The sequence below is a fragment of the Roseibium sp. genome (assembly GCF_048260565.1).
Classification (GTDB): Bacteria; Pseudomonadota; Alphaproteobacteria; order Rhizobiales; family Stappiaceae; genus Roseibium.
In genome coordinates this window covers 690,301-715,438 of the sequence record NZ_JBLXGP010000002.1, presented here as the reverse complement: position 1 = coordinate 715,438, position 25,138 = coordinate 690,301, and the positions used below count along the sequence as shown (strand labels likewise).

The following is a 25,138-nucleotide window of genomic DNA, read 5'->3' as shown; positions in this document are numbered from 1 at the left end:
GGACTTCATGTCTACATTGAAACTTATCCGTATCGGGGCGTGGGCGGCGGTTGCCGCCCTTGCCGCCGCCGCCGGAGTACTGGTCTATCAACAGGCGACCGGCTCCAAGAACGCAGGCGCGCTGATTGAGCCGTTGGCCGCCATCGGCGGGCCTTTCGAACTCGTCAACGGCAACGGCGAAACCGTGACCGACAAGGATTTCGCCGGCAAACCGCTCGCGATCTATTTCGGCTTCACCTATTGTCCTGAAGTCTGCCCGACGACCCTTACCGAGATGCAGGGCTGGATCGAGTCGCTCGGCCCGGATGCGGACCGGCTGAATTTCCTGTTCGTGACGGTGGATCCGGAGCGCGATACTCCAAATGTCATGCGCGACTATGTCGCCGCTTTCGACAAGCGGATCGTTCCGCTGAGCGGCAGCCGCGAGCAGGTCGACGCGGTCGTGAAGACTTACCGGGTCTACGCGAAAAAGGTGCCGCTTGACGATGGCGACTACACGATGGACCATTCTGCCGCGGTTTTCCTGATGAACTCGGACAACCGCTTCGTCGGCACGATTGCCTACGGGGAGGATGAGGAAAACGCACTGAAGAAGCTGCGCCGCCTGATCGACAACGCCCCGAAGACCAGCTAGGGCTTCTTGTCAGGTCGTGCGGACAGAACCGGAGTGGCTGCCGTGAACGCATCGCTTTACAGGGGATTGGCTCTTGGAGCAGCCGTTCTGCTGGTCCTGTCCGGCTTCTTGTGGCTGCGTTTCGGCGAGCGGATCTATTTCGACAGGATGATCTCCGCGATTGCCGGTTGTTTTTAGAAGACGCCATGAGTCCGCCCCCTAAAACGCGCCTCGATCAGCATCTCGTCGATATCGGGCTCTTTCCGAGCCGGGCCCGGGCGCGCGACGCGATCCTGCGGGGAACGGTGACCGTGAACGGAGCCGTGTGCGAGAAGCCGGCACAGAAGGTGGCAGGCGACGCATCCGTGTCGGTCGCCGATCCGGCATCTCGATATGTTTCCCGCGCGGCCCTCAAGCTGATCGAAGGACTGGACGTCTTCGGCGTCGATCCGCGGAACAAAATCTGCCTCGATATCGGCGCCTCCACAGGCGGCTTCACCCAGGTGCTTCTGGAACGCGGCGCAAGCCGCGTTCATGCCATCGACGTCGGCCACGACCAGTTGCACGAGACCGTGCGATCCGATCCGAGGGTCATTGCCCGCGACGGTCTCAACGCCCGCGATCTGACCGGCAGTGACCTCAACGGGGCCGACATCACCGGAGATTGGCCGGAGTTGCTGGTCTCGGACGTCAGCTTCATTTCCCTGAAACTGGCGCTGCCGCCCGCTCTCGATCTGGCGCCCCCCGAGGCGGAAGGTATCTTCCTGGTGAAACCGCAGTTCGAGGCGGGGCGGGAAAACATCGGCAAGGGCGGACTTGTCGATCCGGAGATCGCCGAAAGTACGGCGCACGCGTTGCAGATCTGGCTCGACGGGGTTCCCGGGTGGCAGGCCTGTGGCCTGACGCCCTCGCCGGTCAAGGGCGGCGATGGCAACGCCGAGTGGCTGCTTTACGGCAAGAAGTCGGGTTAGTCCGAGCCTTCGCGGTTGCGTTGTTGCCGGTTCAAAGCTATCGCTCGGCCATGAGCAAGGAAAACACCCAGCTTCAGGTCACAAGTCTCGGTCATCGTGGCGACGGCATTGCGGAGACCGCGGACGGCCCAGTCTTCGTCGCAGGTGCCCTGCCCGGTGAAACGGTCTCCGCGCAGATCGCGGACGGCCGGGCGAACCATATCCGGATCGAGCAGGAAAGCCCGGAACGGATCGCGCCGATCTGCCGGCACTTCGACGCCTGTGGTGGCTGCTCGGTGCAGCATCTGGCCTCCGGCGCCTATCTGGACTGGAAACGCGTGCTCGTCGAAAAGGCCCTGTCCGACCGGGGCATCGACGCCGCCGTGGAGGCCGTCGTTGCGGGATCCCCCGGCACACGCCGCCGGGCGGTCCTGACCGCCGTCCGGGCCGGGCGTCACGTGCTGCTGGGCTATCATGAAAAGGCAAGCCACCGGCTGGTCGATATTCGCGAATGCCCGGTGCTCGTTCCAGAAATCGTCGCTGCTCTTCCCGGCCTCAAAAAGCTCGCCGATCCGCTGATGCCGAAGAAAGGCGAGCTCCGGGTCACGGTCCTGTCGACGACCGCCGGTCTCGATGTGACCTTCGAGCAGGCCAACCGGAATTACGAACAGAAGATCGCGCAGCTGTCCCAGCTTGCGGTCGAGCTGGACCTGGCGCGGCTGTCGGTCAATGGCGAAACCCTTTTGGAAGTGCGTCCGCCCGTGCTCGATATGGACGGGACCGCCGTCGTTCCGCCACCCGGCGGCTTTACCCAGGCGACCCTTACCGCCGAGACGGCCCTTTGCGGTCTGGTCACGGACGGCCTCGGCAAGCCGAAGAAGGTCGCTGATCTCTTCGCCGGCTCCGGCACATTTGCGCTCAGGATCGCGAAATCCGCCTCCGTTCATGCGGTCGAAGGCGATGCCGCGGCGATCAAGGCGCTGGAAAACGCCCTGCGCATCCCGAAAGGCCTGAAACAGGTCACGATGGAGCGGCGGGACCTGTTCCGGCGACCGCTGATGGCGGAAGAGTTGAACGCCTTCGACGCGGTGGTCTTCGATCCGCCGCGGGCCGGTGCGCAGGCCCAGGCGGAACAACTGGCGCTTTCGACTGTGCCGCGGATCGCCGCCGTATCCTGCAATCCGGCAACGCTTGCCAGGGATCTCAGGCTCCTGATCGATGGCGGCTACGACCTTCGGACGGTCACGCCGGTGGACCAGTTCGTTTTCTCGCCCCACGTCGAGGTGGTCGCTATCCTGGACAGGCGCAAATAGCAGAGGCGCACGCGCGCTTAGCTTATTCTTCAAGCAACACGCGAAAACCGACCTGCTCCGATTTCGAGGTTTTCGGTTCAGCCGTCCGGGTCAGGCCTTTGTCGTCCCAGCCGAGATTGGAGAAGCTGCCACCGGCAGTCATTCTGCTCTCGCAATCTTCTTCCTTTTTATTGATCGGTTTGCAGCTGGAGGTCCATTCCTTCACGTTCCCGGTCGTGTCAAACAGTTTGTACTTGTTCGGAAGAAAGGACCCCACTCTTGCCGGACCGACATTCAGATCGTCGCATTTGACGAAGGCCGCTTTGTTTACGGAGGCGTAGGATATGTCCACGACATTCGCATAGAAGCACATATCCTCAAGCTCATCGCCATAAAAGAACTTGTGGCGCGACCCCGCCTTGTTCGCGATCACCCACTCCTCGACAGTGGGTAAACGGTATGTCTGGCCGCTTTTCTCGCTCAACCAGTCCGTATAGGCGACCGCGCCGACCCACGATACGAATGCGACAGGATGCCGTTCGTAGCCTTTCGCGATCTGGATCCGGCCTCCTTTGAAAATCAAACGGCTTTTCGGATTGTTCTTTTTTCCGTCGAACCAGGCGTCCTTGATTTCCTTCCGCCCTTTCAGGAGGTCATTGAGGAAATCCGCATATTCTTCATTGGTGACTTCGTATCTTCCGATCGCGAACTTGCGCTTTCCGGCTGCACCGGACGAACCGCTTTTCATGAAGCTCGAAAAGTCCGATTCCTTCACCCGGACCATCTCCGGACAGTCCTTGCAGCTGACAAAGCTGACGACTTCTTCAGCCGCCGAGGCGGCATGGCACCAAAACCCACAGAAAACGAAAATTACATTGAAGAAGAATGACTTGAAAGAAAGGGACGCGCCAATACGACCAGCACCTGACTTCCGAAATGTTTTTGCGAACATTCTCACTCCCGATAGGTTTCGACTGTCAGCGCCGCGACCACACGCCATGGTTACGCGGCGCGTCGCTTTGAACTTTCTAGGCTAGCGGCCGTCATATGCAAAAGTAAAAATTGTTGTTTTCATTCGGAGAAATTCGATTTTTTCACCCTATATTGAGGTAGGCGCAACCTCGTGAGGGAGTGAACCGATGAAGCCGGTCGAGACCAGGGAAACTGTTGAGACCTCCGGACAGGAACGATCCGCACGGCCATCGCTTGGCACGCTGGCCAGGCGGACAGGCTACATCCTGCGGCAAGGCAGCCGGATTGCGCTTTATACCGCCCATTCGGAAGCCATGCGCCGGGTCAACAACCGGCTGAAGGCGGATCTCCCCGAAACACCGACACCGGTTCCGGACGGGCCGGTGCCGTCCCAGCGCCGCATGCTGGCCGATATCGCAAAGCTCTTTGCCGCGGATCTGAAATCGGTGGAGGATGGCGACTACCCGTCCCCGCGCGACGGCACCATGACCCCGCGCGAACTGCTCAGAACGAGCCGGGCCTTTTTCGCCGATGTGCCCAGGGTCGCCGAACGCCGGGCAACCGGCAGCCATCAGGAAGTCTTTGAGGAAAGCGACCGGTTCGGTAAGCACCTGCCGCGGTACTACCGCCAGAATTTCCATTTCCAGACGGACGGCTGGTTTTCCGAAGAAAGCGCAAGGCTTTACGATTTTCAGGTCGATGTCCTGTTTTCCGGAGCGACTGCGGCCATGCGCCGGCGCGCGCTCGTGCCTCTTGCCCGGATCCTGCGCGCAAAGGACCAGCGGAAGGTCGCCTACGCGGATCTGGCCTGCGGCACCGGCGGATTGTTGAAACCGGCCCTTGCCGCCTTTCCGCGTCTCAGGGGCATCGGTGTGGATCTGTCGGAACCCTATCTCAACGTCGCCCGCGAGCGGATCGACAGCCATAGGGCCTCTTTCGTCAAAGCCATGGCGGAAACCCTGCCCTTTTCGGACAACAGCCTGGACGTGGTTTCGTGTGTCTTTTTGTTCCACGAGCTTCCGCCCAAGGTGCGCCGGCAGGTGATTTGCGAAGTCGCGCGCGTGTTGAAACCGGGCGGCAGCTTTCTGTTCGTCGACAGCCTGCAAACCGGCGACATTCCCGACTATGACGGGCTCTTGTCTCTCTTCCCGCAGCTCTTCCACGAACCTTACTTTACCTCGTATCTGAAAGAAGACCTCACGGGCTTGTTCCAACAGGCGGGCTTGAGGGAGAATGCCGTGGTGCCTGCGTTCGTTTCGCGTGTCGCGGAATTCGTCAAAGAGAAAGCCTGACCGGGAAACCATGATCCTGTCGGAAAAAATGATGTGGCCGCCGCACACACTCGGTGCGGACGGAAAAACACGCCGGGTCGGGGTGGAACTGGAATTCGCGGCCGTCAGCGCCCGGGACGGCGCCCGTCTCGTCCAGTCGCTTTTCGGCGGCAGCATCGTGGAGGAGGACCCGCACCGGTTCTTCGTCAAGGACACGAAGTTCGGCGAGTTCATCTGCGAACTCGACAGTCAGTATGTCCATTCGGCTGCTGACGAAAACAAGCTCGAAACGCCGACGGAAGGCGCGAAGGAGTTCCTGACAAAGTTCCGGGCCGAGTTTCGCAAACTTCTCGGCGACATCTCGTCCTATATCGTGCCCTGCGAGGTTGTCTGCCCGCCGATTGCCCTCGATGACCTTTCGGAAGTCGAAACACTTGTGGACGCCCTCCACGACGCGGGCGCATCCAGCACGCGATCGAGCCCGCTCTATGCGTTCGGCGCGCAGCTCAATCCGGAAATCGTGTCGGCGGACGCAAGCTACCTGACGGCGATGCTCAAGGCCTATCTCCTGATGTCAGACTGGCTCCGGGCGGTCATCGACGTCGACCCGACCCGCCTGATCGCCGCCTTCGCGGATCCTTTTCCGCTGGCCTATGTCAACAAGGTCCTCGCGCCGGATTACGCTCCTGACCTGCCCACGCTGATCGACGATTACCTGGAAGCCAATCCGACCCGGAACCGGGAGCTGGACATGCTGCCGCTGTTCGCCCATCTCGACAAGAAACGGGTGCTGGATGTTGTCAACGATCCGCTGATCAAGGCGCGGCCGACGTTCCATTACCGCCTGCCCGACTCCCGCCTCGGCGAACCGGGTTGGGGCATTCTTCTGGAATGGAACCGATGGTGCCTGGTGGAGAAGCTTGCCGAGAGACCGGACTTGCTTCGGAAAATGGGCGAAGCCTACCAATATCATCATAAATGGCCTTTCAGCGGCACCTGGGCCGTTAAATCCAGTGAATGGCTGCTGCTGTCATGACCAGACCCCGGATAGGCGTTACCACATCACGCGGCGGCGGACGGTACATGTGGTGGTTCTACTGGATGTCGCTGACCCTCTACGGCGCGGAACCTGTGCGGCTGATCGCGCCTGCGCGTCAGTACGACCTGACCGATTTCGACGGCTTCATCATCGGCGGCGGCGACGACATCAGCCCCGACCTCTATCTGGCGAATACGCCCCTCGATGCCCGGCTCGACCCGGAACGGGATCAGATGGAGCTGGAGATCCTGAAATATGTCGATCCGCTGGATATGCCGGTGCTCGGTATCTGTCGCGGGGCGCAGATGCTCAACATCCATCGCGGCGGCTCTCTGCACCAGGATGTGCGCGCCGTCTTCGAGGGCGTGCCGAAGATGTGGACCCCGCTTCCTGCCAAGACGGTTCAATTCGTCAACGACAGCCGGCTCTCCAGGATCCATGAACGCGAAACCCTGCGGGTCAATAGTCTGCACAACCAGGCGATCGACCGACTTGGCAGGGGGCTGAAAATCGTCGCCCGGGACGAATACAACGTCCCGCAGGCGGTCGAAGATCCCGACGCCCATTTCACCATGGGAGTTCAGTGGCACCCGGAATTTCTGATCTACAGGCGGATTCACCGCCGGCTGTTCAAGGCTTTCCTGACCGCGGTCCGGGACCGACTCTGAGCAATCTCGGCCCCCATTTCAGTGATACTGAAATTTTTTCCGGAATCGGCTTGCGGCAAGCCCGTCCGGGCAGTACATGAACGGTCATGAGACTGGATCACTGGCTATCGCAGAACGGGGAAAGCCGCAGCGCCTTTGCGCGCCGCGCCAACCTGTCCGCTGCCTCGGTCACAGCGCTTTGCAATGATCCGAATGTCTGGGTGTCGCGCGACATGGCGCGCAAGATCGCCGAAGCCACCAACGGCGCGGTGACCCCCAACGACTTTCTCGGCCTTTCCATAACCAAGGAGCATCCCGTGTCCCAGGCCCGTGTCGCAGAAGCCATCCGTGCGTTCGAACGCGGCGAAATCGTGGTCGTCACCGACGACGACGATCGCGAAAACGAAGGCGATCTGATCGTTGCCGCCTCCAAGGTGACACCGGAACAGATGGCCTTCGTCGTCCGCCATACCTCCGGCATCGTCTGCGCCCCCATGACAGTCGCTGCTGCCCGCCGGCTCCGGCTCGACCCGATGGTGGCGGAAAACGATGCACCGCTGGCAACCGCCTTCACCATCTCCGTCGACTATCGTCAGGGGCTGACGACCGGCATTTCCGCCGAGGAGCGCTGCTCCACGGTCCGCGCACTCGCCAATTCGAATGTGGCGGCGGAGGATTTCGTCCGGCCCGGCCATATCTTCCCGCTTGTGGCCAAGGAAGGCGGCGTTCTGATGCGTTCCGGCCATACGGAAGCCGCCGTCGATCTGTGCCGGCTGGCCGGACTGACGGAAGTGGGCGTTATCAGCGAGCTCGTCAATGACGACGGCACCGTCAAGCGCGGTGCGCAGGTGGCCGATTTCGCCGCAGAGCACGACCTCAAGATGGTTTCCGTTTCCGACCTGATCGCCTGGCGCCAGCGGACCGAACGTCTGGTGGAACGGATCAACGAACAGCCGGTCGACACGATCGTCGGCCCGGCCTATGCCATGACCTATTCCACGCCCTACGATCCGATGCACCATGTGGCCATCGTCTACGGCGACATTCTGGACGGCCGCAACGTGCCGGTCCGGCTGCAGCTTGAATCCGTTCTCGATGACGTGTTCGGCAAGAACCAGCCACTCGACGCCACCATGAAGCATTTCGCCGAACGGGGCCGCGGCATCATCGTCTACCTGCGCGAGGGCTCGGTCGGCGTCGCCCGCCAGTCAACCCGCCCGCGCAGCGAACTCGAGGCCGCCGAAACCGAAGAGCACAGTTCGGCGCAGGCACGCCAGGAGCAATGGCGGGAAATCGGCCTCGGCGCGCAGATCCTCAAGGATCTTGGCGTCACCTCCATCCGCCTGCTTGCCTCCCGCGAGCGGCACTACGTCGGGCTGGAAGGTTTCGATATCAAGATCGAGGAGACCGAGATCCTGGATCACTGATCCGGGCTCCGCTCGTCCCCAATTTTCCCGGTCCCGTTCCGACGGTACCGGCTCATCCCGTCCTCGCTTCCCATGGCATTTCGGCCACACCGGGGACCAAATGGCCGGAACATTGGTTTCGGCCATTGAACAGCGCCATATGCGCCTTTAGTTTTAGACGTGTTCGGATCGCGCTCCCGTTCCTCACGTTGCGATCCGGGCCACCCGTGCCCTTCCGGTTTTCATATTCCTAAATTTCCAGGACTTCGGACCATGTCCAGCGGTTTGTTTCGCTCTGCGGTCGTGCTCGGCCTGATGTCGGCTGTCGGCCCCTTTTCGATCGATATCTATCTTCCCGCCCTGCCGGCCATAGGGGAGGCGCTTGATGCGTCCGTCGCCGCCACGCAGATGACGCTGACCGTCTTTTTCCTGTCGTTCGGCATCTCGCAGATGATCTATGGGCCGCTGTCCGATCAGATCGGGCGGAAGCTGCCGGTTTACATGGGGCTTTCGATCTTCTGTCTCGGCTCGCTCGGCTGCGCGTTTGCGCCGACGATCGAATGGCTGATTGCCGCCCGGTTCGTACAGGGCATCGGCGCGGCGGCGGTCATGGTGGTGCCGCGGGCCATCATCCGCGACCTGCATACCGGCTACGAAGCGACGCGGCTGATGGCGCTGGTCATGCTGGTCATCAGCGTATCGCCCATGCTTGCGCCCCTGGCCGGCACCGGCCTGATCGCACTCGGAGGCTGGCCCACGATCTTCCTGTTCCTGGCGGTGGCGGGCCTGTTCAGCATTGCAATGGTGGCAACGACCCTGCCGGAAACGCTCGCGCCCGAGAACAGGACGCCGGTCAACGTCAGGAACCTTGTGGCCGGTTCCCGGGAACTGCTGAAGGATCCCAGGTTCATGGGCCTGACGCTGATCGGCGGCTGCGGCCTGGCGAGCTTCTTCGTCTTCATCGCCAGCGCAAGCTTCGTCTACACCCAGCAATACGGCCTGAGCCTGATGCAGTTCAGTCTGGCCTTTGCGGTCAACGCCATCGGCTTCTTCTCCTCCTCCCAGTTCGCGGCCGGTCTGGGCGAGCGGTTCGGCATGGCCCGGATGATCGCCTGGGCGACAACCGGCTTTTTCCTCATCGAACTGGCGTTGCTGACGCTCACCGCCGCAGGCCTCGGATCGCTCCCGGTCCTGATCGCGTTTCTGTTTGCCGGAAATGCCTGCCTCGGTCTGGTCATTCCGACCACGATGGTGCTTGCCCTCGACCGGCACGGGCACATTGCCGGCCTCGCCTCCTCACTTGGCGGCACCCTGCAGATGGTGATCGGCGGACTGATGATCGCAGCGGCCAGCCCGTTCTTCGACGGCACCGCTCTGCCCATGGTCGCGACCATCGCGGTCTGCGCGGTGATGGCCTTTGCCATTTCCAGGATCCTGCGTGTCGGCGCGCCGGAGACGCGAGGCACGGTTTGAATATGTTTTTTGCACTATCGGCCTTCGGCCTGCTTGAGTCCGGGCGCGCTATTATCTGCACTACCGGCCTTCGGCCTACTTGAGTGCAGGCGCGCTATTATCTGCACTACCGGCCTTCGGCCTGATTAAGTGCGGGCGCGCCTTTGACAACACCGTCGAAGCGCCTGAAAATCGCGCGACTGACAACCCGAAACAGGCGAAGTGCGGTACATGAGCAATTCGGATGCCGATCCGTTCAGCGATCTGGAAAAACCAATGGGACCGGCTCCCTTTGCCATCGGCTTCGACCGTTCAAGTGGTGATGCAATGGTGTTCGGAGGCCTGTTCCTGGGTGCGGTCATGGTCGTCGTCTCAATTGCCGCGGACATGCCGGTGATGGCGCTGATCGCCCTTGCGCCGCTCGCCGTCGCCTTCTGGCACTATCCGATGCTCGACCGGCGCGTTCCGCAGATCGGCGCCAATGCGGACGGCTTTTTCGTCGAACGGATCGGCTTTATCGACTGGGCCTCGATCCGGAAGTTCGAGCTGCACCGCACCGCGGTCCGCAACATCCAGCTCGCGCGGCTGGAAGTCTCGCTCACGCGGCCCCTGGCCGATGCGGTCTCCGGGCCGCAGATCTTTCCGGTCTGGAAGAAGGTGATGATGCGCAGCTGGAAGACCCGCCGCGAAGCCGACGGCACGGACACGCTTGTGATCCAGCTGCATACGCTGGCCGCCGATCCGGAGCAGATCATGGACAGGCTCCGGGCGTACCGGAACGTTTAAGGCAGGTTGCATACGAGATTGCATTATGGCCTGTTCGGTTTCATACCAATAAGGGCTGGCGCCGATCCGAATGGCCAGCCGTCATTTTGCAAGCGAATTCATAAGGCGATACGGGACCCTATCCCCACGCCGTTCAGGAGGAAACCATGCTCACCAAAACGTTTCGACTGGGCCTTGCCGCGCTCGCCGGCCTGGCAATGACACTGCCGGCGTCTGCCGAAACCCGGATCACCTACAAGTCAGCCAAGACCGGATCCTCCTATTACCAGATGGGTGTGGAGATCGCCGAAGCCATGAAGGCGGGCTCGAAGGGCGAGATCATCGTGACCGTCGAGGAAAGCCAGGGATCGGTGCAAAACGTGATGGAAACCCGCGCGCGTGGCGGTGATTACGTCTTTACCACTCCGCCCGCCCTGGTCGGCCTGGCACAGGCCGGCAAGGCCATGTTCGAAGGCAAGACGAGCCCCAAATTCGACGATATCCGGGCCCTGTTCCCGATCCCGTCGCTGACCATGCATTTCGTCATGGCCAAAAAGAGCGGCGTGACCGACTTTGCCGGCCTGGACGGCAAAACGATCCTGCTCGGCAAAGGCTCCTTCGGCGCGAAGGAAGGGGAGAAATACCTCAATCTGTTCGGCCTTGAAGGCAAGGTGAAACTCGCCGAAGTGGAACTCTCCAATGCGGTTCCGGCGCTGAAGAACGGCCAGATCGACGGCTTCGTCACCGCCGGTTCCTGGCCGGCTCCGAACGTGGTCGAAGCGGCCGCGTCCACCGACGTTACCGTCCTGTCGCTGACCGATGATCAGATTGCGGAGACCAAGCGCTCCAAACTGGTCATTCCCGCCGGCACCTATGCGGGCCAGGACAAGGATATCACCACCACGTCCCTTCCGGTGGTGGCTTACACGACCCTGGCGATGGACGACGACACCGCCTATGAGCTTACCAAGACGTTCTGGGAAACCAAGGCCGCCATGGGCGAAACGAGCCGCTGGTGGAACGGGGTCGACCAGGGCCTGATGCCAACGATCACCGGCAAGATCCACCCCGGCGCCCTGCGCTACTATGAGGAAGCCGGCTTCACGCTGACCGACGCACAAAAATAACCTGCCGTTTCCATACGGTCCCCGGGGCGGTCTTAACGGTCCGGGGACCGTCTCGCAGAGCCATTCATGCAAAGCCCTTCCCCATCTGCCGATCATCTTGTCCGGATCGGCCGCCTCCTTTGCGCGACCGTCCTCGTCCTGTTTCACCTGGGGCTGATCTTTTCCGGCCTGGTGCCCAACCTTGTCAGCCGGCCGCTGCACCTGGCACTTGCCCTGCCCTGGATCTTCCTGTTCGTTCCGGCCACACCCGTAAAACGCTTCACCGGATGGCTGTTTGCGCTTTTCGGGACCGGCGCCAGTGTCTGGGTGGCCGTGAACCACGAACGGCTGCTCGATCAATACGGGTTTCTGGAAGGCGACTTTCAAATCGCAATCGCCGTGGTTCTGCTGGTCACCGTCCTGGAAGCCGCACGGCGCGCCATCAACTGGCCGTTGCCGCTGGTGGCGCTCCTTGCCCTGACCTACGGATTGTTCGGTCAATACATTCCCGGCGAGTTCGGCCATGCCGGCACGCCGCTGGAAAGTTTTCTCGGCACGCTCACCATCGCCGAAGGCGGCATCTGGGGAAGCCTTGCGGGCGTATCCGTGTCCGTCGTCGCCATCTTCGTGATCTTCGGCGCCGTGCTCAATGCGGGCGAAGCCGGAAAGGGGTTCATGAACGTAGCGGCAGCCGCCGCTGGCCGGCTCAACGGCGGCGCGGCCAAGGTCTCGATCATCTCCTCCGCCCTGTTCGGCTCGATCTCCGGGTCGGCCTCCGCCAATGTGGCCTCCACGGGCGCCATCACCCTGCCCGCCATGACGAAGCTCGGCTATCCAAGACGGCTGGCCGGCGCTGTCGAGGCGGTCGCCTCCTCCGGCGGACAGATCATGCCGCCGCTCATGGGGGCGGGCGCCTTCGTGATGGTCGAGCTGACCGGCGTTCCCTATACCGCCATCATGGGTGCGGCGATCCTCCCCGCCCTGCTCTACTTCATCGCGGTCTGGATCGGCATCAACGCCCATGCACGCACGCTTGAACTGAAAGGCATCGATGCGGCAGACCGGCCCGACCTGAAGAACACGGTGATCACCACCGCGTTCTTCCTTGTTCCGTTCAGCGTGCTGATGTGGGGGATGTTCGCCGCCGGCTACACCCCGCAATATGCGGCCAGCCTTGCCATTCTCACCGGCTTCATCCTGCTGTTCATCGACGGACGCCTGTCGATGAACCTGAAGGATGCCCTGCTGCGCATCGAAGAAGGACTTGTGACGGCGGCCCGTCAGGTGGCGATGATCGCATCGATCATTCTGTGCGCCTCGATCATCATCGGCGTTCTGTCCATTACCGGCCTCGGGGTGAAGATCACCTCGCTGATCCTGTCCGGTTCGGGCGGATTGCTCTGGCCCTCGCTTCTGCTGACGGCACTTGCCTGCCTGATCCTCGGCATGGAAGTGCCGACGACCGCAGCCTATGTGATTTGCGTCTCGGTCGCCGGACCGGCCCTGACCCAGCTCGGTCTCGAGCCGTTGCAGTCCCATCTCTTCGTGTTCTGGTTCGCGCTGCTGTCGACCATCACACCACCGGTCTGCGGCGCGGTCTTCATTGCGGCCGGCATGGTGGGGGAGAATTGGCTGAAGGTGGCCATAACCGCGATGGGCCTCGGGGTCGGGCTCTATGTGATCCCGCTGGGCATGATCGCCAACCCCGCCCTGATTTCGCTGTCGACGGAGCCGCTTGCAGCCCTCATCGCCTTCGTCCAGATCGGCGTGGGTCTCGGACTGATCTCCTACGGGCTGATCGCCACCCGGTCCCTACCCAAAACAGCAGCCCTGCTTGGCGCGGGGCTGCTGGTGATCTTCGTCAGACCTCTCGCGGACGTCCTATTTTAGGTGCTCGTTGAAGAACGCGATCGTGCGTTCCTCGGCGAGTTTCGCCGCCGCCTCGTCGTAGCGCGGCGTCGTATCGTTATGGAACCCGTGATTGACGTCCGGATAGATGTGGGCGGTATAGGTCTTGCCCTCTTTTTTCAGGGCCTCCTCATAGGCCGGCCATCCGGCGTTGATGCGTTCGTCCAAGGCCGCGTATTGCAGGAGCAGCGGCGCCTGGATGCTTGCAACATCTTCCGCCTTCGGCTGGCGCCCATAGAAGGGCACGCCGGCGGCCAGTTCCGGGTAGGCGACCGCAATCGCATTGACCACGCCGCCGCCGTAGCAGAAGCCGACCGCGCCGACCTTGCCGGTACAATCGTCCCGGCCGCGGAGATATTCGAAGCCGGCGAAGAAGTCGTTCATCAGCTTGGTGCCGTCGACGGTCCTTTGCAGTTCGCGGCCCTCGTCGTCATTGCCGGGATAGCCGCCAACCGAAGTCAGCCCGTCGGGCGCCAGCGCCATGAAGCCTGCCTTGCCCATGCGGCGCGCCACGTCCTCGATATAGGGGTTGAGGCCCCGGTTCTCGTGCACGACCAGGACCGCCGGCAGCTTGCCGGTGACACCGGCCGGTCTGACCAGATAGCCGTTCACCTCGCCATGGCCGTTAGGCGAGGGATAGGTGATCCGCTCGGTGACGATCGACGCGTCATCCGGCGCCACCTGCTGGGCGAGCGCATAATTCGGCGAGAGCTGATCGAGCAGCATGGCAGCCGTCACTCCGGCAACGGCAAACTTGCCCGCGCCCTCCAGGAACGCCCGCTTGGTGATCTTTCCGTGCACGTAGTAATCGTAGAGTTCCAAAAGTTCCTGCGGAAAATCCTTCGCGGTCTTCCGCACAATCGGCGTCATCTCATTCATGGCTTCCCTCCGAACAGACGGCAGATCATGGGTCTGCTGTCCGTAGTTTTAGGAAGCTCGCTCCGGCGATCCAGCGTTGCGGAGCGCACAAAATTGTAACGAGATGTAACCGGCGGCCGGTTTCCGTCACCGCTCGCGCAATCGTGAACGCAAACCGCCGGGTATTACCCCTTTAGCCGACCTGGCCGCGGTGACGCAGAAAATGATCGGCCAGCACGCAGGCCATCATGGCCTCGCCGACCGGGACCGCGCGGATACCGACGCAGGGGTCGTGCCGGCCCTTGGTCATGACGTCGACTTCCTCACCGGTTCGGGTGACCGATTTGCGTTCGGTCAGGATCGAGGATGTCGGCTTGACGGCAAAGCGGGCGACGATCGGATCCCCGTTTGAAATACCGCCCAGGATGCCGCCGGCATTGTTGGACAGGAAGAACGGCTTGCCGTCGTTGCCCATGCGCATCTCGTCGGCGTTCTCCTCGCCTGTCAGGGTCGCAGCCTCAAAGCCGTTGCCGATTTCCACGCCCTTCACGGCGTTGATCGACATGAGAGCCGCAGCGATTTCGATGTCGAGCTTGCCGTAGATCGGCGCGCCCCAGCCGGCCGGCACGCCCTCGGCAACCACCTCGATCACCGCGCCCACGGAAGAGCCGTTCTTGCGGATGCCGTCCAGATAGTCGGCCCAGAATTCTGCTGCCGCCTTGTCCGGGCAGAAAAAGGCGTTGTTGTCGACCTCGCCCCAGTTCCAGTTGGACCGGTCGATCTTGTGCGGCCCGACCTGGACCAGTGCGCCACGGATGCTGATTCCACTGAGGACCTTGCGGGCAATGGCCCCGGCGGCCACGCGCATGGCGGTTTCGCGCGCCGACGACCGACCGCCGCCGCGGTAGTCGCGAATGCCATATTTCGCATCGTAGGTGTAGTCGGCATGGCCGGGACGGAACCGGTCCTTGATCTCCGAATAGTCTTTGGACCGCTGGTCGGTGTTCTCGACCATGAGGGAGATCGGCGTGCCGGTGGTCTTCTGAACGCCATCGTCGTCGACCATGACCCCGGACAGGATCCGGACTTCATCCGGCTCGCGGCGCTGGGTCGTGAAACGCGACTGACCGGGCTTGCGCTTGTCCATGAACCCCTGGATATCGGCTTCCGTCAGCGGCACCAGCGGCGGACAACCGTCGACCACGCAGCCAATGGCCGGACCGTGGCTTTCGCCCCAGGTCATGACGCGAAACAGATGACCGAAAATATTGTGCGACATGTATCAAGCTTCCCAGCGCCGGTTCGGCAGCGGCCTTCGATGTGAGGATCCGGAATCCGCAGGCAATACCGCCATCGGCCGTTCCGAAAGTCTTTGGCGCAAGCGATACGACATGACGCCCGCCAGCTCAAGACCCGGCGTCGCGTTCCCGTTGCAAAGGGTTTCCGGCCGGGCTCAGATTTCCTCCAGGCGTCCGTCGCGCCATATGAAAACGACGTCCTGCGGTACGGGAAGTTTCGGCACGCGCCGGCGGTCCAGGCCTTCGAGCAGACCACGCAGCACCCGGAAGACACCACCATGGGCAACGACGACGCTCGGACGGTCGATCGTCTGCAGCCAGCCGCCGATCCGTTGCGCCAGCATCTCGTAACTCTCGCCGCCGCCGGGCGGCACGAAGCCCCATTTGTCGGTCCGGCGTTGCTCCACAAGCTCCGGAGCGGTTTCCGCTATTTCCTCCAGCGTACTGCCTTCCCACGACCCGAAGGTCAGCTCCTTCAGCCGATCTTCCAGGCGATAGGCCCCGGGTACAAGTCCCATTTCGGTTCGGGCAAGCTCCATGGTCATCCGGGTGCGCCCCAGCGGGGACGCCAGAAAGTCGAGATCCGACGCATCGATCCGCTCGTCTTCGAGATAGGCCTTCAGGCGCTGACCGTTCCGGCGGGCCTGCTCCATGCCTGTCGCGTTCAGCGGGATATCCTTCTGCCCCTGCATGCGGCCTTCCGCATTCCAGTCAGTCTCGCCGTGGCGAAGGAAAATAAGAAGATCCGGGTTGTGCAAGCGGGGCAGGACGGACGTCATCGGAAAAACCGGCAGAGTGATCTGGACGGCCCTTATGTTCGGGTCGGAAAACAGCCAGACGGCGGGAATGGAAGCATATCCAGGAAAATGGCCGGTATTCCGGCCATTTCAAGAGAGTTGAGGTCAATCCTTGACCACGGAAATGTCGGGCGCGTCGACCGCCTTCATCCCGACGATATTGTAGCCGCAATCCACGTGCTGGATCTCACCGGTCACGCCCCGGCTCAGGTCCGAAAGCAGGAACAGGGCGCTGTCGCCGACTTCCTCGATGGTGACCGTCCGGCGCAGCGGCGAATTGTATTCGTTCCACTTCAGAATGTAGCGGAAGTCGCCGATGCCGGAGGCGGCCAGGGTCTTGATCGGACCGGCCGAAATCGCATTGACGCGGATGTTCTTCGGGCCGAGGTCCATGGCCAGGTAGCGGACGCTGGTTTCAAGAGCTGCCTTGGCGACGCCCATGACGTTGTAGTGCGGCATGACCTTTTCCGCGCCGTAATAGGTCAGCGTCAGGATCGAGCCGCCGTCGGTCATCAGCTTCTCCGCCCGCTGGGTCACGGCAGTCAGCGAATAGCAGGAGATGTCCATGGTGCGTGTGAAATTCGCCGACGTGGTGTCCACGAACCGGCCGGTCAGTTCTTCCTTGTCGGAAAACGCGACGGCGTGGACGACGAAGTCGATCTTGCCCCACTTGTCCTCCAGGACCTTGAAGACGGTGTCGATGGTTTCGGCCTCGGTCACATCGCAATGACCGACAACGAAAGCACCGAGCTGTTCGGCGAGCGGTTCCACGCGCTTTTTCAGGGCGTCGCCCTGATAGGTCAGGGCAAGTTCGGCGCCCGCGTCGCTGAGGGACTTGGCAATGCCCCATGCAATCGACTTGTTGTTCGCCAGGCCCATGATCAGTCCGCGTTTACCGCTCATAAGTCCGCGCGTTACCGCCATTGTCATCTCCAGAAGGATTCCCTTAACCACCCGAGAGGGCAGCTTCCTATGGCACACACACCCTGTTCCTTCAAGCCGATCCCTGTGGAATGAACGGTCGACGCGCGCGATCCAAACAACTATGTTGCCGGCCGAATTCACCCTTACCAAAGACGAGGATCCGCGCTCATGGAGCGAAACTCCCATGCCGACCGTTTTGCCGAAATCATTGGTGCCGGCAACGTTCTGACCACCCCGGAAGACAAGGCGCCGTTTCTGGTCGAACAGCGCGACCTGTACCGGGGCACGGCGCCCATCGTGCTGCGTCCGGGCTCGACCGAGGAAGTCAGCGCGGTCCTGACCTATGCTTACGAGAACGGCCTGAAGATCGTTCCGCAGGGCGGCAATACGGGGCTCGTCGGCGGTCAAATCCCTACGGAAACCGGTGATGAAATCGTGCTTTGCCTCGGCCGGATGAACAAGGTCCGCCATGTCGATCCGGACGGTTTCACCATCACCGTGGATGCCGGCGTGGTCCTGGAGACGCTGCAGAACGAAGTGGAAAAGGTCGACCGGCTGTTCCCCCTTTCGCTCGGCGCCCAAGGCTCGTGCCAGATCGGGGGCAACATCTCCACCAATGCCGGCGGCACCGCCGTACTCGCTTACGGCAACACCCGGGACCTGGTTCTGGGGCTGGAAGTGGTGCTGCCGAACGGTGACATCTGGAACGGCCTGCGCACCCTGCGCAAGGACAACACCGGTTATGATTTGAAACAATTGTTTATCGGTGCGGAAGGGACGCTCGGCATCATCACCGCAGCGTCGCTCAAACTTTTCCCCAAGCCGAAGAAGCTGGAAGTGGCCTTCATCGGGCTGGCCAGCCCGCATGAGGCGCTGAAGCTGTTTTCCATCACCAAGGCCCAGGCCGGACCGGTGCTGACGGGTTTCGAAATCCTGCCACGCATCGGGATCGACTTCTGCCTGGCCCACCTGGACGGCGCCCGCGATCCGCTGGAAGGCACCCATGCCTGGTACGTGCTGATGGAACTGTCCAGCGGTTCGGAAGCCTTTCCGGTTCGCGACCTGATGGAATCGATCCTCGGCGAAGCCTTCGAGGCCGGTCTCGTGGAAGACGCCGCCTTTGCCCAGAGCCTGGCCCAGGTGAAGGACTTCTGGCACATCCGCCATGGCATGTCGGAGGTGCAGAAGCACGAGGGCGGCTCGATCAAGCACGACGTTTCCGTTCCCGTCGCCTCGATCCCGGCGTTCCTCGACAAGGCCATGGCCGCCGTCACCGAATTCGTGCCGGGTTGCCGCCCGGTTCCCTTCGGCCACCTGGGCGACGGCAACATCCACTTCAACGTCAGCCAGCCGCTCGGCATGGACAAGGAAGAATATCTTTCCAAGTGGGACCCGATGAACGCCATCGTCCACGGGATCGTCCATGACTTCCACGGATCGATTTCCGCCGAGCACGGTATCGGCCGCCTGAAGCGCGACCTGCTGAAAGGCGTGAAGAGCGAACTGGAGCTCGACCTGATGCAACGGGTGAAGGCGGCCTTCGATCCCAAGGACCTGCTCAATCCGGGCCGGGTTCTCTAAAGCTGCAATCATCCAAGCCGGCGTCCGGCATTGACAAATGCCGGACGCCTTCCTATCTGGGCATCCGGGCAGAAGGTCCCGGCCGCTCGCAGACACGTGTCTTTGGTGAAACCTTCCCGGCAGAGAATTCGTTTTCGAATACCTGCCGGTTCAATCAGCCTTTGCATGTTCATGCAGGCCGATGGCAATGCGAGCCCCGTCGAATGCGCCTGTGACGACATGAAAGGCGTTAGCAATGTCCCTACCGACCATTTCTGAGCTCAAGGCTCAGGCGAAGAGATTACGTACGGCCGTTCCCGTGGTGGACGGAAAACCGCTCGGCCACGGCCAGGCACTGGAACTCGTTGCCCGGCAATACGGCTACCGTGACTGGAACACCCTGCACGCGGCTGCCGGAAACGGGCCGAAGGTGCTGCTGTCGCTCGGCGACCGGGTGAGCGGAGACTATCTGCATCAGCCGTTTACCGGCGAAGTCATCGGCGTGGCCGCTGTCGGCGCCCACGGGCACCTGCGGGTCACCGTCCGGTTCGACGAGCCGGTCGATGTGGTGACCTTCGACAGCTTCTCCGCCTACCGGACCCGCGTGACGGCTACGGTCGACGAATACGGCGTCACCGCCGCCAAGACGTCCGACGGCGTCCCGCATATGCGCGTTCGCCGTCTGGCGAGCTAGTCGACAAACAGGAAGCCCCTGCCCTTCGATGGGCAGGGGCTTACCTTTTCCGCTTCTTATTTTATTTCTTCAAGGGTTCCATCGCCCCGGCGCTCTTGGCGAGGCGGACCAGTTCCACGAACGATCCCCGGTAATTATAGGGATCGCTGCCGCGGGCACCTCCTGCCAGGGCGAGGACGTCATCCAGGCTGTAGCTGCCGGTATATTTGCCGCCCTTCAGGATCTCGCCGAAGCCGGCCACCGCAGCCGCAAACCGCGTGTCGTTCGAGGCTTCGGAAATCTCCGCCTTGACCGCATCCGCGCCGATGGGTGTCGTGATCAGCTTGCTCACGTCCTCATCCGGCAGCTTGTAGCGGATCTTCAGGAACGCGATCTCGCCCATCTTGTCGGTGCTATCGGTCTTGTCCGTCGACGCAGGTTTGGCTTCTGTCTGGTAGCGCAAGGGCTCGATCAGGGCACCGGACGTCGATGCCGGCCGAAATTCGTAAAGTGCCGTCACCGTGTGGCCCGCGCCGATATCGCCGGCGTCGACCTTGTCGTTGTTGAAGTCCTCACGCTGCAGCGTGCGGGTTTCATAGCCGATCAGGCGGTATTCTCTGACCTCGGCCGGGTTGAACTCGACCTGGAATTTTACGTCCTTCGCAATCGGGAACAACGTGGAGCTTGCCTCGTCGACCAGCACCTTGCGCGCCTCGCTCAACGTGTCGATGTAGCTGGCGTTGCCGTTGCCGTTCTGTGCCAACTCCTGCATCAAAAGGTCGTTGTAATTGCCACGTCCGAACCCGAGCACGGACAGGGTCACGCCGGTTTCACGCTTTCGCTCAACGAAGTCCTTCAGTTGCTCCGGATCGCTGATGCCGACATTGAAATCGCCGTCGGTCGCCAGGATGACCCGGTTGATGCCGGTCTTGTCGATGTGTTCTCCGGCAAGCTGATAGGCCTGACGAATGCCCTCGCCGCCTGCGGTGCTGCCGCCGGCCGACAGGTTGTCGAGCGCCGCGAAAATCTTTCCGGTTTCGGAAACCTTCGTCGGTTCCAGCACCGTTCCAGCGCTACCCGCATAGGTCACGATTGAGACCACATCGTCGGGCCGGAGATTGGACACCAGCATCCGGAAGGCCTGGCGCAGCAGCGGCAGCTTGTCCGGAGCGTTCATCGACCCGGAGGTGTCGATCAGGAACACCAGATTGGCTTTCGGCGCTTCCGCCCGTTCGATCTCGTAGCCCTTGATCCCGATCCGCATCAGACGGGTTTCCGCGTTCCAGGGCGTGGGCATGATGGAAACGTCCGCCTTGAACGGCTGGCTCCGGTCCGCCGGCAACGGATAATCGTAGTCGAAGTAATTCACCATCTCCTCGATCCGGACCGCATCCTTGGGCGGCAGGACGCCCATGTTCAGAGAACCGCGGATGAAGGCATAAGAGGCGGTGTCGACATCTGCGGAGAAGGTCGAGACGGGATCATCTGCGACCCGTTTCACCGGATTGTCGGGCACGTTGGAAAACCGGTCGCGGCCCTGGTCCTGATAGACCGGCGGAGACACCTCTGCCTGGGGCGCGAGACCGGAAGAAAGTTGATCGCCGAAGGATTGCTGAATGCGCATCGGTCCCATCGACCGCGCCCGTCCGTCGGTCATTTTCCGGGCTGCCATCGACGAAGGCGGCGCCATCGGCGCGATTGCGCCTGATGCCGGAGCAGGCGTCGGTTCCGCAGCCACATCATAGCTGACATCGGGGCTGGCCTGTTCTTCAACCACAGGCGCTGGCGCTTCCGGCTTAGCGGAATCCCGGCTCAGCAATCCACCACCGGCGGGTGCCGACTGATCTTTATCTCCCTGCCACGAGGACAGGCCGGGCAGGTTCTGGGAATTCAGATTGACGACGAGAACAAGGGCGGCGAGGCTCACGCCGCCGGCCAGAATGTAGGAAAGCCTTGAACGGGTCAGTGTCATTGAAAATCTCCTCAAGATCCGAGCCGAAATTTCACTGGCTCTTGTCTTGAGACGATCCGAAGCCGCCGATCCTTGGCCGGCCGCAACATTTTTTTCCTGTTCAAGCGCCTCGAACTGAAGCATCGCCGCGTGGATCGCGGCATGGCGCGCCTCAGGATCGGGGTCGCTTGCCCGTTCCTGGCGGAAAGCCGCCTTCAGTTTTTCCAACTCGTCCGTCATGCGTCTGCTTTCGCGATGGATTTGAGTTTTTCTTTCAGTTTCGACATGCGCCAGGAAACCGTCGATTCCTTCACCGACAGGATTTCAGCGGCTTCCGCATGGGTTCGGTCCTCGGCCAATACCAGGATCGCGGTTTCACGAAGATCGCCGCCGATCCGGTCCAGCGCATCGTAGAGCCAGGCGGTCTGGTCTTCCGCGTCGTCGCGGGCGTCGCTCTCAAGCCTGGCGAGTTCTTCAAAGCCGTCGGAGGCCCGGTTTGCCGACGCCTTGCGCCTGTGCATGTCCCGGGCCGCATTCAGAACGACCCTGTAGAGCCATGTGGTGAATTTCGCCTGCCCGCGAAAACTCTGCAGCCTTTTGGGCAGGGACGCGCAGATATCCTGCGCCAGATCCTCCGCGTCCTCGCGCAGGCCAGTGAGACGAAAGGCCAGCCGGTAGACCCGGTCATAATGGCGTTCGAGCAGGCAGCGGAACGCGCCCGCGTTGCCCGCCGCGGCCAGTTCTGCCAGATCCTCGTCGTTCGCCTGCGTGTCCATCTTGATAGATTAGACGAAACCCCACGGCCGATCCTTGGCGGTCGGACAAATTTTTTTCAAAAAGTTTCGCTGTCAGGATTTTCGGGCGACCACCAGATGACCCGGCACCGGTTCCCCGTCTTCGAGCCGCACGGTGATCGGTTCGAAGGACAGGATTTCGAAGCTTTCCGCCGCCAGACGTTGCCGCAAATAGGTTTCCCCTTGCGCGAAGCGTTGCTTCGGCCCGACCATATAGGGCCTCCCCTGAAGGAAGTCGTCGGGTAGGGTTTCGGTCGAAAAGGCCAGATAGCCGCCCGAAGCAAGCCGGTCGGCCGCCGCTTTCAGGATCGGTTCGACGGCGCCGAGATAGGGAAAGACGTCGGTTGCCGCGATCATGTCCCAGGACGGACGACTGCCGTCGTCTTCCTCGAACTCTTCCAGGAAGGAGACCGCTTCGCCCACATAAAGATCGTTATAGACCTCCCGGTCGAAGGCGAGTTCGACGATGCGCTCGGACAAGTCGACCCCGGTCAGATGATCGGCGCAATCGCTGAAGGCCACGCCGGTCAGGCCGGTGCCACAGCCCAGATCCAGCAGACGTTGGAAAGGACCAATGCCGAGCTGGCGCACCTTATCGCGCAAGATCAGCGGCACACAGTAGCCGAGTTGATCGACCAGAATGTCGTCGAACACATCCGCATTCTGGTCGAACAGCGTTTCCACATAGGCGTCCGGCATTTTTTCCGGCGTTTCGCCCCGGCCCATGGCGGCCAGGCGGATCGAGACCCCGCCCGTATCGGAAGGATCGAGCTCGAGCGCTTCGCGATACGCCTTGGCCGCACCTTCCAGGTCGCCGGATTTCTCCAGATCCAGCCCCCGGTTATAGACTTCGGCCAGGGCGTCTTCGTCGATATCGCTCATGCGTCCGCTTTCTCTTGAAAATCGAACTGCCCAGATAGTCGAGGCGCGATCGTTTGAACAGAGCTATTTCCGGGCCGCGCCGTTAAAACAGGTCCATCTGCCCGTCACCGGGTTTTGAAGTGGCGGCTGCCCGTTTCGGCTTTTCAGATCTTGTGGACTGGGTGGCCGGTTCTTCAGGTTCGACCTCGCTTTGCAGGTCCGGATCGTCGTTGGAGACCTTGTTCACCCTGGCAGACACCGGAACCGCTGTCAGGTAATCCTCCGGCGCCGGCCCCAGCATCTTCTTTGCATCCCTTGCCATGACATTGCCGGTGTCAAGCCAGTCATCGAAGGCTTCGGGCATCAGGATCGCCGGCATGCGGTGATGGATCCGGCCGATCGTCCTGTTGGCAGGCGTGGTCAGCACCGCGCCGGTATCGAGGTCGCCGCCGTCCGGATCGGACCAGGTCTCCCACAAGCCGGCGAAAGCCATGAGACCGCCGTCGGCCGGGCTGATCCAGTAGGGTTGCTTGCCGTCCGGTGTCCTGCGCCATTCGTAAAACCCGGAGGCCGGGATCAGGCAGCGGTGATGGCGCATGGCGGCGCGGAACGAGGGCTTTTCGGCAGCAGTCTCGGCGCGGGCGTTGATCAGGAGGGAGAAGCTTGCCGGATCCTTCACCCAGGAGGGTACAAGCCCCCAGCGCACGAGCGCGAAATGCCGCTCGCCGTGTTCCCGACGCACAGTCGCGATCGGCTGTGTCGGCGCAATGTTGTAGCGCGGTGGAAAGTTCGGCAGATCGATATAGGCAAAGAGCGCGCGCACATCTTCCGGTGTGGCTGTCAGGCTAAAGCGGCCGCACATGTCATATCCTGTACTGGTGTCTCCTGCCACCCGTCCGGGGACTCTCCCCTTAAGTTAGGCAATTGGCAACAAAGACATACTAACTTGTTTGGTGAGTTTAGCCGTTGGGGGAAAAGTATGGAATCCGAAGATCCAGTTCTAGGCGCCGGTATCCTGGCAGCCGACAGGCTGGAGCGGGCGAATATCAATCCCAACACCGGGCTGGCGACGGACTATCTGAACCATTTCAACGAAGTCGTCATGCTGCTGGAAATGCTTCCTGCCATGCCGGATTGCGCCGAGGACGTTCTGGAATGGGAGCCGCTCGACTACGAATCCCATTTCGAAAACTCTAGCTTTTCCGACAAACAACTGGCGATCACCGCCTATCACGCAGCCCCGGTCAAGCTGCGGACCCATCTGGAGTCTCGTGTCGCGGAAATCGACGCGGAAGTTCTGGCGGCCCAGGAGAAATTGCGGAATGCGCCGGACCCGAGCATGGTCGCAGCCGAAATAGCGGAGGCGGCCACCAATGTGATCAAGCCGCTGATCTCCGTCGCCAGCGGTGTCATCCACGGACATGTGGAACCGTTGGAAACAGCGCCCGAAGGCGAAGCCGCCCAAGCGGAAATCGACGCGATGTTCGCCTGACACGGCTCTGGCCGATGGCGACGGCATCCCGGTTGTGGCACAAACGGCGGCATGAGTGTTCCGCGCCACTATCCACCCGTTCCGCTTCTGGGCGTCAGCGTTGTTTGTCATCGCAATGACGACGTTCTCCTGATCAAGCGTTCCAAGCCACCCTATCAGGGATGCTGGAGCCTTCCCGGCGGTCTCGTCGATCTGGGCGAACCCCTGAAGGCCGCAGCCGAACGGGAGTTATTTGAGGAAACCGGGGTCCACGCGGACCTGGGCGCGCCGGTCGACACCTTCGACAGTATCCACAAGGATGGCGACGGGCGGGTCGCATCCCATTTCGTCCTGGTGGTGTTCTCAGGACCTTATGTATCCGGCACTGTGGATGCGGGCGACGATGCCGCGGACGCCGGCTGGATACCGCTTTCCGGCCTCGAGAACCTCGAAACGACGCCGGGTACGCCACCGCGCATCCGCCGAATCCTGGGGCTGGACCAGATGTGAGCTTTCAGCGGATTGCTCCT

General features: G+C 61.8%; 25 protein-coding genes. 16 read left to right on the top strand and 9 right to left on the bottom strand.

Going from position 1 to position 25,138, the window contains the following annotated elements; translation table 11 throughout:
• Positions 1-7 precede the first annotated feature (7 nt).
• From ACN0SO_RS07670 to ACN0SO_RS07655, 4 genes are read left to right on the top strand one after another with little or no spacing between them, the layout of a single operon-like run.
• Positions 8-634 (top strand): SCO family protein, encoded by a 627-nt coding sequence (locus ACN0SO_RS07670; RefSeq protein ID WP_417676189.1) that lies wholly within the window; start codon positions 8-10, stop codon positions 632-634.
• Between the two features lie 42 nt (positions 635-676).
• Positions 677-811, top strand: a complete 135-nt coding sequence (locus tag ACN0SO_RS07665; RefSeq protein WP_417676187.1) for a hypothetical protein — start codon at positions 677-679, stop codon at positions 809-811.
• Positions 812-819: 8 nt separating this feature from the next.
• Positions 820-1,584 carry a TlyA family RNA methyltransferase gene (locus ACN0SO_RS07660; RefSeq protein WP_417676185.1) on the top strand — a complete coding sequence of 255 codons (765 nt, stop codon included), beginning with the start codon at positions 820-822 and terminating at the stop codon, positions 1,582-1,584.
• A gap of 50 nt (positions 1,585-1,634) precedes the next feature.
• Positions 1,635-2,876, top strand: a complete 1,242-nt coding sequence (locus ACN0SO_RS07655) for a class I SAM-dependent RNA methyltransferase (RefSeq protein ID WP_417676183.1) — start codon at positions 1,635-1,637, stop codon at positions 2,874-2,876.
• Between the two features lie 22 nt (positions 2,877-2,898).
• Here ACN0SO_RS07655 and ACN0SO_RS07650 read toward each other — a convergent pair whose 3' ends face one another.
• Positions 2,899-3,855, bottom strand: coding sequence for a formylglycine-generating enzyme family protein (locus ACN0SO_RS07650; RefSeq protein WP_417676181.1), 957 nt, complete (start codon positions 3,853-3,855; stop codon positions 2,899-2,901).
• A 139-nt stretch (positions 3,856-3,994) separates the two neighbouring features.
• On the opposite strand from ACN0SO_RS07650, the gene ACN0SO_RS07645 reads away from it, so the two are divergent.
• From ACN0SO_RS07645 to ACN0SO_RS07610, 8 genes are all read left to right on the top strand, one after another.
• Complete coding sequence (locus ACN0SO_RS07645) at positions 3,995-5,119, top strand: class I SAM-dependent methyltransferase (RefSeq protein WP_417676179.1); 1,125 nt, start codon at positions 3,995-3,997, stop codon at positions 5,117-5,119.
• Between the two features lie 31 nt (positions 5,120-5,150).
• Positions 5,151-6,134: an amidoligase family protein gene (locus ACN0SO_RS07640; RefSeq protein ID WP_417676177.1), complete on the top strand. Its 984-nt coding sequence runs from the start codon at positions 5,151-5,153 to the stop codon at positions 6,132-6,134.
• Positions 6,131-6,805: a gamma-glutamyl-gamma-aminobutyrate hydrolase family protein gene (locus ACN0SO_RS07635; protein ID WP_417676175.1), complete on the top strand. Its 675-nt coding sequence runs from the start codon at positions 6,131-6,133 to the stop codon at positions 6,803-6,805. The genes ACN0SO_RS07640 and ACN0SO_RS07635 overlap by 4 nt, the downstream gene beginning before the upstream one ends.
• 86 nt (positions 6,806-6,891) lie before the next feature.
• Complete coding sequence (gene ribB / locus ACN0SO_RS07630; RefSeq protein ID WP_417676173.1) at positions 6,892-8,211, top strand: 3,4-dihydroxy-2-butanone-4-phosphate synthase; 1,320 nt, start codon at positions 6,892-6,894, stop codon at positions 8,209-8,211.
• A 252-nt stretch (positions 8,212-8,463) separates the two neighbouring features.
• The gene (locus ACN0SO_RS07625) at positions 8,464-9,663 is read left to right on the top strand and encodes a multidrug effflux MFS transporter (RefSeq protein WP_417676171.1); all 1,200 of its coding nucleotides are present in this window, start codon (positions 8,464-8,466) and stop codon (positions 9,661-9,663) included.
• A gap of 210 nt (positions 9,664-9,873) precedes the next feature.
• Positions 9,874-10,428, top strand: coding sequence for a hypothetical protein (locus ACN0SO_RS07620; protein ID WP_417676169.1), 555 nt, complete (start codon positions 9,874-9,876; stop codon positions 10,426-10,428).
• Between the two features lie 146 nt (positions 10,429-10,574).
• Complete coding sequence (locus tag ACN0SO_RS07615) at positions 10,575-11,534, top strand: TAXI family TRAP transporter solute-binding subunit (RefSeq protein WP_417676167.1); 960 nt, start codon at positions 10,575-10,577, stop codon at positions 11,532-11,534.
• Positions 11,535-11,600: 66 nt separating this feature from the next.
• A complete protein-coding gene (locus tag ACN0SO_RS07610) occupies positions 11,601-13,403 on the top strand; it encodes a TRAP transporter permease (RefSeq protein ID WP_417676165.1) in 1,803 nt (600 codons plus the stop codon).
• Here ACN0SO_RS07610 and yghX read toward each other — a convergent pair.
• The 4 genes from yghX to fabI form a co-directional block, all read right to left on the bottom strand.
• Positions 13,395-14,282, bottom strand: a complete 888-nt coding sequence (gene yghX, locus ACN0SO_RS07605) for a YghX family hydrolase (RefSeq protein ID WP_417676417.1) — start codon at positions 14,280-14,282, stop codon at positions 13,395-13,397. The two genes, ACN0SO_RS07610 and yghX, sit on opposite strands and share 9 nt — an antisense overlap.
• Before the next feature lie 190 nt (positions 14,283-14,472).
• Entirely contained in the window at positions 14,473-15,558 is a 1,086-nt protein-coding gene (gene aroC / locus ACN0SO_RS07600; RefSeq protein ID WP_417676163.1) for a chorismate synthase, read from the bottom strand.
• A gap of 174 nt (positions 15,559-15,732) precedes the next feature.
• On the bottom strand, positions 15,733-16,356 hold the full coding sequence (locus ACN0SO_RS07595; protein WP_417676161.1) for a histidine phosphatase family protein: 624 nt from the start codon (positions 16,354-16,356) through the stop codon (positions 15,733-15,735).
• A gap of 123 nt (positions 16,357-16,479) precedes the next feature.
• Positions 16,480-17,298, bottom strand: a complete 819-nt coding sequence (gene fabI / locus ACN0SO_RS07590) for an enoyl-ACP reductase FabI (protein ID WP_417676159.1) — start codon at positions 17,296-17,298, stop codon at positions 16,480-16,482.
• A gap of 168 nt (positions 17,299-17,466) precedes the next feature.
• Here fabI and ACN0SO_RS07585 point away from each other — a divergent pair, with 168 nt between their 5' ends.
• Positions 17,467-18,879, top strand: coding sequence for an FAD-binding oxidoreductase (locus tag ACN0SO_RS07585; RefSeq protein WP_417676157.1), 1,413 nt, complete (start codon positions 17,467-17,469; stop codon positions 18,877-18,879).
• A gap of 235 nt (positions 18,880-19,114) precedes the next feature.
• Positions 19,115-19,552, top strand: coding sequence for a glyoxalase superfamily protein (locus ACN0SO_RS07580; protein ID WP_417676155.1), 438 nt, complete (start codon positions 19,115-19,117; stop codon positions 19,550-19,552).
• A 61-nt stretch (positions 19,553-19,613) separates the two neighbouring features.
• Here ACN0SO_RS07580 and ACN0SO_RS07575 read toward each other — a convergent pair whose 3' ends face one another.
• The 4 genes from ACN0SO_RS07575 to ACN0SO_RS07560 form a co-directional block, all read right to left on the bottom strand.
• Positions 19,614-21,503: a vWA domain-containing protein gene (locus tag ACN0SO_RS07575; protein ID WP_417676153.1), complete on the bottom strand. Its 1,890-nt coding sequence runs from the start codon at positions 21,501-21,503 to the stop codon at positions 19,614-19,616.
• A gap of 215 nt (positions 21,504-21,718) precedes the next feature.
• Positions 21,719-22,258, bottom strand: a complete 540-nt coding sequence (locus ACN0SO_RS07570; protein ID WP_417676151.1) for an RNA polymerase sigma factor — start codon at positions 22,256-22,258, stop codon at positions 21,719-21,721.
• Positions 22,259-22,330: 72 nt separating this feature from the next.
• A complete protein-coding gene (locus tag ACN0SO_RS07565) occupies positions 22,331-23,158 on the bottom strand; it encodes a methyltransferase (protein ID WP_417676148.1) in 828 nt (275 codons plus the stop codon).
• A gap of 82 nt (positions 23,159-23,240) precedes the next feature.
• Positions 23,241-23,999, bottom strand: a complete 759-nt coding sequence (locus ACN0SO_RS07560) for an SOS response-associated peptidase (RefSeq protein WP_417676146.1) — start codon at positions 23,997-23,999, stop codon at positions 23,241-23,243.
• A gap of 117 nt (positions 24,000-24,116) precedes the next feature.
• Here ACN0SO_RS07560 and ACN0SO_RS07555 point away from each other — a divergent pair, with 117 nt between their 5' ends.
• Both ACN0SO_RS07555 and ACN0SO_RS07550 read left to right on the top strand, forming a co-directional pair.
• Positions 24,117-24,629 (top strand): hypothetical protein, encoded by a 513-nt coding sequence (locus ACN0SO_RS07555; RefSeq protein ID WP_417676144.1) that lies wholly within the window; start codon positions 24,117-24,119, stop codon positions 24,627-24,629.
• 51 nt (positions 24,630-24,680) lie between these two features.
• The gene (locus ACN0SO_RS07550) at positions 24,681-25,118 is read left to right on the top strand and encodes an NUDIX hydrolase (protein ID WP_417676142.1); all 438 of its coding nucleotides are present in this window, start codon (positions 24,681-24,683) and stop codon (positions 25,116-25,118) included.
• Positions 25,119-25,138 lie beyond the last annotated feature (20 nt).